Origin of the sequence: Nocardia tenerifensis NBRC 101015 (genome assembly GCF_000308715.1) — a bacterium.
Taxonomy (GTDB): domain Bacteria; phylum Actinomycetota; class Actinomycetes; order Mycobacteriales; family Mycobacteriaceae; genus Nocardia; species Nocardia tenerifensis.
On record NZ_BAGH01000547.1, the window covers coordinates 1 to 10,500 of the forward strand.

The window sequence follows — 10,500 nt, forward strand, 5'->3', positions numbered from 1 at the left end:
GCCGCCGCGGGGATGACCGTGGCCGGCCTGCTCGGCGGGGCCAAGCGCCGCTGACCCTGCCCGCTCGGCTGAGCGCGGCAACCCAGGCCCTTTTTTAGATACATTCGATTCATCAGATACATCAGCACCCGTGGAGGTGGTGCTCCGTGACTGATAAACCCGCCCACGCGCCGTCGTTCGCCCGCATCACGCGGGCCCTCGACGACTGGGCATTCGAACACGACCGCCCCACCGGGCCTGCGTCCAAACGCGGGCAGTGGACGATGTATCACTGCCCCGCCCACGACGACGACGACCCGAGCCTGGGGCTGGTCCACAACCCCGACAAGGCCAAGACGGTGGTGCGCTGTTTCACCGGCTGCCCCGACACCGCGGTGCTGGCGGCGGTCGGATTGCCCGACAACGCGATCTGGGACAGGCAGTGGGTCCGCGAGCCCGGCACCCCCGCCCGTCCGCGGCCGCCGCGGGCGGAGTCCATGAAGGAGCAGCGCCCGGTCCGTGATCCGGCGAAACCGTCGAAGAAACAGCGCCTGGGCAAGGTCGTCGGGCCGCGCTATCAGGCCGCGATCTACCGCTACACCGACGAGCGGGGCCATCCGCTCGGAGAGGTCGTGCGGATTCAGGTCCCCCACGAGCACGGCACCGACAAGATGTTCTTCCAGCGCAAGATGGACGCCGGAGGGCGCTGGCACAAAGGCGGTTTCGAGCCGGTGCTCTATCACCTTCCCGAGGTGCGGCAAGCCGTCGCCGACGGTGAGGAGATCTATCTCGTCGAGGGCGAGAAGGACGCCGACCGGGCACGCGCGGCCGGGCTGGTCGCCACCTGCAACGCGATGGGAGCGGGCTCGTTCCGGCGCGAGCACGCCCGCCAGCTCACCGGCGCGGCGCGGGTGGTGCTCGTAGCCGACCGCGACGAGCCCGGCTACCACCATGCCGCCGAGGTCAAGGCACTGCTGCGGGGCCGTGTACGGGAGGTGGTCGTCGTCGAGGCGGCTACCGGCAAGGATCTCAGCGACCATTTCGACCTCGGTCACGACATCGACGAACTCGTGCCGGTCACCGATGCCCAGCTCGAACAGGGCTTCCCCACCTCCGAGGAAACCCTCGCCCAAGCCGAGAAGGCCATGGCCGGGGTGTTCCGGCGCTCGTTCGATTCCCAGACCGGCTGGCGCTGGCAGTGGGCTCCTGACATCGGCGAAGCCGCACCCGCCCCGGAGAGCACATCCGCGAAAGCAGTTTCCCCCCAACAGAAGTCGGAGACGACGACCATGTCACAGTCCGTAGCGGCGCCGCGTGAGGGCGTCGAGATCACCGTCTACACCAAAACCCCGTGCCCGCAGTGTGAGGCCACCAAGCGTGCCCTCGACAACCTCGGGTTCGTTTATCAGGTCGTCGATGTCACCGAGAACCCCGCGGCGCGACAGCGTCTGGTGGACATGGGATTTCAGGGCGCGCCCGTGGTCGAAGCCGGCGAGATCCGCTTCTCCGGATTCCGTCCCGACAGGCTCAAGACGCTGCCGGGCGTGCTGCGCGCCGATGTGGTGGCAGAACAGGAGGCGGCTGCTGGGCAGCCGGGGTTTCGCGAGCCCGCCGCGGCGGATCGCCTAAGCGTGCAGGCCGTCCAGCAGTGGGCGGGCCCGTACCTGCGCGCCGCGATGCGGCGCGGCGAGATCCCGGAAGTGGGCTCGGCGCAATGGGTTTCGCTGCCCAACGGTGACCCCCGCAAGACCGGGGCGGTGGTGCAGGCAGCCCTGGACTACGTGCGCCACGCCGCCACACCGCGACCGTTCCCCCCGGCATCGCGCAGCCAGGCCTCCACGGCCGCGGCGACCCGCGGCACCGACGCACGGCCGACCTTCGCCGAACTGCAACAGGCCCGCCGCGGCGAGCAGCAGGCCGCGCTGCGCGCGGCCAGCGCACCGTTGACCCCGACCACCGGCGCACCGGTAACCGCGCCCCGGGCGCCGCTGACCCCGGCCGGGCCAGCCACGACCACCCCTGTCCCGACCCGCGCACCCGGACGCGGACGCTGAGGAGGCGAGTCCGTTGAACACCAACACCAACACCAACACCGATCGGCCGGTCCCGGCCTCCGGACGCTGGACTCCGGTGCTCTCACCACTAGCCATCCCCGAACACCGACCTGGCCCCGCTCCCGAACCATCCGGGGCCGATGCCCCGGCAGAGGAAAGCGCCCCCGCCGCTGAGCCCGCCGCACGTCGCCCCCGGCCCCTGGTACTGGGAATCGCGGCAGCCGTGGGCGCGCTCGCCCTGGGCGTGCTCGCCCTGGGACTCAGCAGCCGAGGCACGACACCGCCTGCCTCAGCTCCCCCGCCGAGCGCTGCCGCACCGGTGGTGACCACGACGGCGCAGCATTTTCTGGCGGGCGGGCCATGCCCGAACACCGTGGAGGGCAAGGTGTCTCGCGGAGACGGGCCGGGCGGCAGCGCCGGCGCGGTACCGGTGATCTTTGCCTTCCAGCGCGCGTACTACGGCGCACGCTCGGGTGAGCAGGTCCGGGCCCTGGCGCTGCCGGAAGCCCCGCTGCCCGCGGCGGAGACGATCCAGCAGGGCATCGACACCGTCCCCGCGGCCACCGCCTACTGCCTGACGATCACCGAACACCAGCCCACCCACTACCTGGTGGAGATCTTCGAGCGCAGGCCCTCCGGCGAGACGCGCACCTACCGGCAGAACGTCACCACCGTCGACCGCGACGGCCGCACCTTCATCGACACCATCAGCAACGCCGACGGCTGAGCGTCGCTCACGAGCAGGAAGGCCCAACATCATGACCGTTCCGATAGGGGAGCGCGACGAGTATCCCGAACCGCGCATCATCGTCCACGAGACCCCGGTCGTCGGCGCCGGTACCCTCCCGACCGGCACCCTCGTGCACTACCTCGACTTCCGCACCACCCCCGTCATCCTGAACGACCCGGTCTACACGGTACGAGAACACACCGGCAACACCGCGACCGAAGAACTGCTCGAACCGAGCAACTCGGCCGGCGGCTACCTACTCCAAGACCCGGTCGGACGCGAACGACACTCCGATCTGCTCAGCCGACCCGGCTGGTACGTCGCAAGCGAACTACCCATCGACGACGACATCGACTTCTATCGGCTCGGCCAGCAGGGCGCGCTCGCGGGCTTGCCGCCGATCGCGGAGCTGGACGCCAACTATGTGCGGGCCCGCGCTCTGCTGCCGCACCGCGGCGATGACTTCGCCCGCAGCTGGGCCCAAGGCTGGCACTCACGCGGTAGACCCGACACGCCAGAGCTGGCGGAATGGGAATCGGCACTGCACAAACGCTACGACTTCTCCACCCTGGACCGATTCCTGACCCGCCTCGTCGTCGAACTGCGCACCGACATCGAACGCGGACTCGCCCGCACCGAACGCCTCCCGGTGCACGGCGCCGTCGCCGAGTTCCTGACCGGCACAGCACCGCTGCCCCGCAACCGCACGCTCGGCGAGCTCAGCGACCTCGCTCACGAGGATCGGCACACCGGGGAAGCGCGGGCGCGGCGGGGCCAAGTCCCACCCGGCGGCCTCGACCGCGATGCGGTGCGTACCGCGGCCGCCGGTCCGCTCACCGCCCCGCCCGGTGCACGCACCACATCGCCGACGACCCAGCCCGCACTCCCGGCGTCCGCAACCCAAGCGCCAACTGCGCCCCGCGCCGGGCGCAGCAACTGAAGCCCCTAACCCGAGATCCCCACTCCCCCAAGAGATAAGGACACTGAGATCATGACCAGCCCCACCACTCTGCACGACGATGTGATCGCCTACGCGGCCACCCGCACCGTCTCCACTCCCATGAAGATCTCCGACGCCGTCGAAGCCCTCGTCGGGGAATGCCAGGAACGCGCCCGCACCGCCGCGGCCGAAGAGACCCTGCAGAACGGCAACACCTATGGACCCACCGTCGTCGGCATAGACCACACGATCGTGCCGCTACTCGCCGCACCGATCGAGTATCTGGTCAGCGTCGTGGTGACCATCGAATTCCGCGCGGTCCTGTGATCTCCCGCGGCGCCCTCCCCTTCTGGAGGTGACGCCGTGAAGATGCCCACCGGAGAAATCTGGTGGGCATCTTCATGCGCACGTCCAGTCCTAACCGGGTTGGCAGCAGGGTCTCCGCACGGCGGCGACGTCGCCGATGTCGTCCGGTGGAGCGCTGCGATGGTGGAGCCAGGCGGGAACCCCGGCAGCCCCGGCCGTTGTGTTCAGCGCGTCGATGACCGCGGCGGCAGTGCGGCAGTCACGCGATCATTCCGCTCTTGACCAGGCGGCTGCGACAGTACCTCCAGCAGTACACAAAGCTAGCTAGCTCAGCTCAGTCCTGCTCATGTTTCGTGCTCGACTTCTATTTCCGCGTCGTATTCGCGGCCTGTATTCACAACTCGTAGGGGCTTCTGTATTTGCGGAGTTCTGTGCTCGCTGGTGGTGTAGGTAGACTTCAGGAACGTTCGCGAACGTCACATGGTGACAATCGCGAATGTGACCCCCGGACGGCTCGATGAACCATCCGGGGGCTGTTCCACCTGCTAGAGGCGCGATCGTCAGGTTCCCAGCCCCCAGATCGCGGCTAGCGTCTGTGCCGCCAGTTCGGTGACCGCCTTGGTTGCTGAGCTGGCGGTCTCACTTCCGTGCAGCAGCATGTAGACGTTCACCACCGTCCGAACCCAGTCCAGCAGGGTCAGACCCTGCCGCACGTAGTTCCGACGTCGTGGCGGCGGTGGTGTGTTCGACTCGGGCAGAGCTTCCACTCGGCCCTCCTCTCTTTGTGTTCGAACCCGTCGCGTGGGTGCGACGGAGGGGACCACCCCGCACTCGGCGGAGGAGCCCCATCCGCCGCACTCACACGCGAGTGCGACACAAGAAGTCGGCCAAATCGAATCGCTCCGACCAACACCTGACCGACTGGCTAAGAGTCTAATTGGCGCCACAACGACGAATCGTCAAACTGTGTGCCGCTGGCGGCGCAGCCGGGCACATTGACTACGCAGTTGGGGGTAAGTCGCACGGGACAAATCACGCAATCCAAGCTCTACGCGGGAACCGCTTAGGTGACATGAATCACACTGGTAGACGTTACCGATTTGCCGTCCAAGGCGTCGAAGGACTGGCTCGCCCGATCCATTTCGACACGCGTCCGCTCACCCGGCCGTCCCCCGCCGCAGTCCCGTGCACGACGCGAGGAGAGATTTGCGCTCCGTCACGCGTCGGGAATGAAGTCGCGAAAGTGTGCGATGACTTCGCCGCGCCTGGCTAGCAGGGTTAGACCGTAAGCGCTGTCGCTGGGGGCTACCGTCGAACACGCAAGGCGTGCGGAGTTCCCCTCGATGGAGAGGTAATCGCTGATGGCTGCCAAGTTCGAGATCTTCGAGGACAAGAACGACAGCAAAATCTACTTCCACCTCAAAGCGCCCAACGGCGAGATCATCGCCGCAAGCCAGGGCTACACCACCAAGGCCGCCGCCGAGAAAGGCATCACCTCGGTCAAGGCACACGCCGCGGGCGCCGCGGTAGAGGACCAGACCACCTGATTAGGGTGGCCCGATCGCCGCCCCAGGTTCGAGAAAGTCCTGCGCCCGGCAACGGGTCGCGAGGGGGCGACGCCTGCACTCACCACAGCTGCATCGGACGAGCGGGAGGTTTCTCGCGCGCTCGTCCGATGCCCGCCCGGATCAGTGTGCCCGTCCCCGATTGCGGGTGTGGGTCGCCGCAGGCTTGGCCGGCGGCGGTGTCCGCCGCCGGGTCTTGGTGTTGGCCTTGGCCTGCCTGGGCGGAGTCAGCGGAGCTTGGGCCGCCGCCGACGCCGCACGCCGCGTGTCGTGCTGTTCGTCGTCGGCCGCCTCGTGCTCGCGGGCGGCGTCGGCGCTGTGGGCGGCCGATTCCGCCGCTTCCTGCTCGGTCGGCGGTTCGGGTGCCTCGGTGAACGAGACGTTGATGACACCGTCGGCGTCGACGACGAACACGGCGTCCTCGTCCACAGCGGACGAGCGAGCGCTGGTGTTGCGGGCCTGGGCGTCGGCATCGTCGCCGTTGCTCTGGTGCTGTGCTGTCTGCGCGCGTGCCTGGTCGGCGTCGCCGTCGAGGATGCCCGGGTATTTACGGGCCAGTTGGGCGTCGAAGTCGTCGTCGATCTCGCCGACGAGCTGTGCGGCGCGGGCCCGATCGAAGGGCGAGTCCGGGTCGGCGGTGAGGAGCCATTCCTCGGCGACCGAGCGGCGTGCGTCTTCCTCGCTGCGTTTGTGTGCGCGAGCGGCCGCGCCTTTCTTCGCGGCCTCCTTCATGGCCCAGGCGGCGAAGCCGCTGGGCGCGCGGATGCCGTTGTCGAAGTCGATGGCCGCGACCGTCTCGATCAGCAACTGCGTGTCGGCTCCCTGCGCGGTGAGCACAGCGAACTGGTCCTCGGCCACATGCCAGCGCGGATCGTCGAGAATCCGGTCGGGTACCCACCCGCGCAGGCGGTCGGCCAATGGCGTGGGTGGCCGCTGTTCTTCCGAGCCGGCGTTCGATCGGTTCTGCTCGGCTTGTTCGGCGTTTCGTTCCGCGTGCCAGTAGCGGATCAAATGGTTCTCGTCGTTCCGGCGCGCGTCGGACGAGTCGGCGTTGAGGTACATCAGGTCCCAGTTGGCGTACCACTCGGGCCGGTTCGCCTCGACCCACTCGCGCGCCTGCTCGAACTGCGTCTCTGTCCGCCCACCGGTGGCTGTGCTCCACTCTCCGATCAGATCCGTTTCGCTGGGGCGGTCCCCCGGATCGGCTTGGGCCGCGGCCTTTTCCCAGGCGTCGAAGCGGTCGGGGTCGGTTTCCTTCAGCCACTGTTTGGCCGCCGCGACGCGGGCTTCGTGGCGTTGGTCGCGGCGCTGCCGGCGGCGCTGCCGCGCGTCGCTGTACAGGTCTTCGGCGTTGCGCCGCAGATCCTCGACGGCGTCGGCCGAGGCGTTGTCGCGCAGCCACTCGGCGACGCGGTGGGCGAGGTCTTCGGAGCCGAAGACCGCTTCGGCGTGGTTGTCCTCCCAGCCGGCTTGGACACCGAATCGACCATCCGAAAGCGGCGCCATCCGGATGGTCATACCGGTGTCGGGGTGGCGCTCGGCACGGATGCGACCGTCTCTGTCGGCGGCGTTCCATTCCTCGGCGTCGGCGCGGGTGAACGCGGTGACCTCGTGACGGTCGGCGACCGCGGCCTTGCGGGCGGCGTTCTCGGCGTCGTGCCAGGCCGAGCGGCCGCGTCGCTCCCGCAGTTGACGCAGTATCCCGGACAGCGTGCGTGCGGCCAGGGCCATGCGCATGGTGTCCTCGCGGGGAATGCTCATCACGGGTGTTTCTATGACCGGCTGGTTCATCGTCGGTGTTCCTTTCTTGTGGGGCCGGACGGCAATGCACGGCCGCCGCGTGCCACGGGCAGTTCGCGGCGGCCCTCGCCCGGCAGCGCGGCCGGACCGTGGGACGGGGTGGGAGTGGGTGTGTGCCCGGTGCCCGCCGGGGCGGGCCGCGAAGGGAGTCGGCCCGGTACGGCGCCGGCGGCGTGGCCGTGGGCGTGCACGAGGCCGGCGGCCTCGCGGGCGCTACGGGCGGCGGTGATGCGCTGGTTCTGCTGGTGCCATGCCGCGATCTCGAGCAGCAGTTCGGCGACGGCGAGCGCCAGCTGCAAGCTCGGGTCGCGCTGCAGACCGCGGCCCGAGAGCATGCGCAGCGCGGCGAGTTCGCGCGAGACCTCGCGCAGTTCGGCGGCGAGCTTCCCGGCGGGAACGGCGGTCAGCCCGCGCGGGAGACGGGCCGCGCGGTCGTAGGCCCACCCCGCCCGCGAGAGCGGGCCCTGCCGGGCGGCGCCGTCGGCGACGGCGGCCCAGCTGCTGATGACGTCCTGGAGTTCGCGAGCCACGACCGCGACATCGGAGCGTCGGTCGCGCAGGGAGGTGGTGACCGATCGGACCCGTGCGGCGCTGTCGGCCAGGACCGTGTGCGGCTCGCGGGCGGTCTCGGCGGCGGCCGCCGCACGCGCGGCGCCGGAGCGACCGGACGGGGCCGTCGACCAGCGGGCGGTGACCCGTGGCCAGGACATGTCCGCGCCCAGGTGTCGGCTCGGCGCGAAGAAGATCGGTGCGCCGGTCTTGGCCGAGACGTCGCCGGGGGCGGCGACGGCCCAGCCCTTGATCTGGCCGGCGGTGTCGTATTTGAAGTCGATGAGCATGCCCGCGTCACGCAGGCGGGCAACGAATTCCTCGCTGCTGGTCGCGACGGCGGCGCTCTCGGTGATCAGCTGGCGCAACTGGATGCGGGCCGCGGCGCCGGGCGTCGCGCGCAGCATGCCCTCGTCGCCGGCGGCGCGGCGGCGCTCGGCCTTCTCGCGCTCGCCGCGTGTCGGGGTGGGTACCGCCAGCGGATCGTTGATGGCGGTCAGCCGCAGCCCGAGGGCTTGCTCCCAGCGCCGGGCCACCCGGCGCACGGCCTTCCAATCGTTGTCGGGGTAGAACCGCTTGCCGGTGTCGGCGCGCACGAGCACCGCCGCGATATGGATGTGATCGTTGCCGTCGAGGGATTTGCCGTGGTGCACCGCGATCCACCGGCACGCCCCGGCGTCCCCGGACTTGGCGATGCCGGTCTCGTGCAGCATGTCCTCGGCGATACGCCGCCACGTCTGATGATCGAGTTCGCCGTCCTCGACGCCGATGGCCACCGGCAGATGCCAGATGTAGCCGTGCTTGGTATAGCCGGGCTGGCCGGGCTCGGGTTGCTCGGTCGGTAGTCCGATCGCATCCGAGAGTGCGGTGACGTGCTCGGCGAGCTTGCCGATCTCGCCGGGGGCGAAATCGCAGTCGCCGGGTCCGATCCATACCGGTTGCAGCGCGCCGGGATCGGACTGCCACGCCGCGATCACGGTGGGGTTGGTGTGCTCGTTGTATTTGCCCTTGGAGAACAGATACCGGACCAGGCGTTGGCCGTCCCATCCCCGGATCGCCTTGCCGATCACAGCGCACCGTTCCGAAGCTGCTCGACCACCCACGAGTCGATCCGGCCGTTGATCTTGCGGGTGTAGGACAGGACCGCGTCCGCGTTGTGGCCGAGTTCGCCGGTGGAGTTCGCGTGGCGGGCGACATCGTTGAGGTTGCCCGCCACGTTGCCCAGTAGCCGGCGCAGCTCGCGCACCTCGGCAAGCAGGATCTCCACCTGAGTGCTGGTGCGGACCGCGGCGCCATTGCGTTGTGCCGCGAATGCCTTGGCAGCGCCGACAGCAGCTTTGGCGATGAAAGCACCGGGCCTCAGTCCGACGGTGGCCGCCGCGGCGGTCACCAGCGCCCACTCCGTGGGCGCGAACAACGCCTCATGACGGCGCGTGCGCTTCTCCACCGAGTGGGGCCGATGGCCCTGCCTGCTCTTCGAGGGCACTTCGCGTCCTTTCGCCTACCGCGCGCACTGGGGCGCGCCCAGGTCCGGCAGCCGCCTGCCGGACCACCGATGAAGCCGGACCGCAGGTCTGGATACATCGGCACCTCCAGATCTTCTGGAGGCTTTAGAAACACTCGAATCACTTCGAGTGTGGCCCGCGCCCGCCCCCGGGCGCAACCCAAAACCCCGGGGTTTTGGGATATCTTGCTCACCGGAAAAGCCTGGTCAGCCACCCTGCGGCAGGCGGTGAGTTCCACGCGGAAACACTGTCGTCCGCTGTGCGGGTGCGGCGCGCGACGCGGCCGCCGGGGGCGCGGTAGCCGCCGGGCCGGTCCGCTCTCGCCGGTTCCAGCCCGCTCCCGTCCGCCGACAAGACCGGCGGGCGGAGGGAGGGCCGGGCACGCCGCTCCCCCGGCTCTCCGTCTTCATGGTCGACCACCTTCCAGCGGTAGATACATTAGATACACTAGTTCCAATCGCTCCATTCGGGAGCGCTGAGCGAGGAGAGGTACCCCTCATGGCGAAGAAGATGGCGGCCGATGCCCTGTCGGCCTACCGGCGTGCGGTCATCGATGACGACCTGGAGGCGCACATCGCCGAACTCGCGGTGAAGGCCGGGGAGTGGAAGCGGGCGGCCGCCACTCGCGAGGCCGAGACCGCGCGGCTGATCGCCGCCGAGGAGGAGGCCGAGGATGCGGTGGTCGCCGCCTACGAGGCCGCCACGAGCGCCGGAGCCGAGCCGAGCGCGCTGGAGCGGATCGGTGTCAAGCCCGTCGCCGCGATCCGCGCGGTGGCGAAGAGACGGGCGAAGGGCAAGCCTCTCCCGCGTCCCTCGCGCACCTCCACCGCTGCCGCCGAAGCGCCGCTGACTCCCCCGCCGGCGGAGACCTCCGAGGCCGGGACCGCGTCGCCGAGTACTCCCGCTGTGCCACCGCCAGCGGTGGCACAGCCCGATCCGGCTCCTACCGGTTCCGGCGGCCCGTCCGCCTCGGCCGATCCGGTCCGGGTCGCGGCGGCGGCTCCGGGCGCGGGCGCGTCCTCGCCAGCGCGGGCCCGGAGCTGACCGTGCCGCCGATCGCGCATGCGCTTCC

10 protein-coding genes are annotated in these 10,500 nt (G+C 69.7%); 6 read left to right on the forward strand and 4 right to left on the reverse strand.

Annotated elements, in window-relative coordinates:
* Positions 1–146 precede the first annotated feature (146 nt).
* From ON39_RS51580 to ON39_RS36010, 4 genes are all read left to right on the forward strand, one after another.
* Complete coding sequence (locus ON39_RS51580) at positions 147–2,033, forward strand: glutaredoxin domain-containing protein (protein WP_051187532.1); 1,887 nt, start codon at positions 147–149, stop codon at positions 2,031–2,033.
* A 322-nt stretch (positions 2,034–2,355) separates the two neighbouring features.
* Positions 2,356–2,760, forward strand: coding sequence for a DUF8176 domain-containing protein (locus ON39_RS36000; RefSeq protein ID WP_083894894.1), 405 nt, complete (start codon positions 2,356–2,358; stop codon positions 2,758–2,760).
* Positions 2,761–2,791: 31 nt separating this feature from the next.
* Positions 2,792–3,703 carry a hypothetical protein gene (locus ON39_RS36005; RefSeq protein ID WP_040740849.1) on the forward strand — a complete coding sequence of 304 codons (912 nt, stop codon included), beginning with the start codon at positions 2,792–2,794 and terminating at the stop codon, positions 3,701–3,703.
* Positions 3,704–3,754: 51 nt separating this feature from the next.
* On the forward strand, positions 3,755–4,030 hold the full coding sequence (locus ON39_RS36010; protein ID WP_040740850.1) for a hypothetical protein: 276 nt from the start codon (positions 3,755–3,757) through the stop codon (positions 4,028–4,030).
* Positions 4,031–4,569: 539 nt separating this feature from the next.
* On the opposite strand, the gene ON39_RS49220 is transcribed toward ON39_RS36010, so the two are convergent.
* A complete protein-coding gene (locus tag ON39_RS49220) occupies positions 4,570–4,776 on the reverse strand; it encodes a hypothetical protein (RefSeq protein WP_146251421.1) in 207 nt (68 codons plus the stop codon).
* Between the two features lie 594 nt (positions 4,777–5,370).
* On the opposite strand from ON39_RS49220, the gene ON39_RS36015 reads away from it, so the two are divergent.
* Complete coding sequence (locus ON39_RS36015) at positions 5,371–5,556, forward strand: YegP family protein (protein ID WP_040740852.1); 186 nt, start codon at positions 5,371–5,373, stop codon at positions 5,554–5,556.
* Positions 5,557–5,697: 141 nt separating this feature from the next.
* Here ON39_RS36015 and ON39_RS36020 read toward each other — a convergent pair whose 3' ends face one another.
* From ON39_RS36020 to ON39_RS36030, 3 genes are read right to left on the reverse strand one after another with little or no spacing between them, the layout of a single operon-like run.
* The gene (locus tag ON39_RS36020; RefSeq protein WP_083894892.1) at positions 5,698–7,365 is read right to left on the reverse strand and encodes a hypothetical protein; all 1,668 of its coding nucleotides are present in this window, start codon (positions 7,363–7,365) and stop codon (positions 5,698–5,700) included.
* Positions 7,362–8,993 (reverse strand): relaxase/mobilization nuclease domain-containing protein, encoded by a 1,632-nt coding sequence (locus ON39_RS36025; protein ID WP_040740855.1) that lies wholly within the window; start codon positions 8,991–8,993, stop codon positions 7,362–7,364. Before ON39_RS36025 ends, ON39_RS36020 begins: the two co-directional genes overlap by 4 nt.
* Positions 8,990–9,409: a hypothetical protein gene (locus ON39_RS36030; protein WP_040740857.1), complete on the reverse strand. Its 420-nt coding sequence runs from the start codon at positions 9,407–9,409 to the stop codon at positions 8,990–8,992. The genes ON39_RS36025 and ON39_RS36030 overlap by 4 nt, the downstream gene beginning before the upstream one ends.
* 517 nt (positions 9,410–9,926) lie before the next feature.
* Here ON39_RS36030 and ON39_RS36035 point away from each other — a divergent pair.
* A complete protein-coding gene (locus ON39_RS36035; protein ID WP_051187534.1) occupies positions 9,927–10,472 on the forward strand; it encodes a hypothetical protein in 546 nt (181 codons plus the stop codon).
* Positions 10,473–10,500 lie beyond the last annotated feature (28 nt).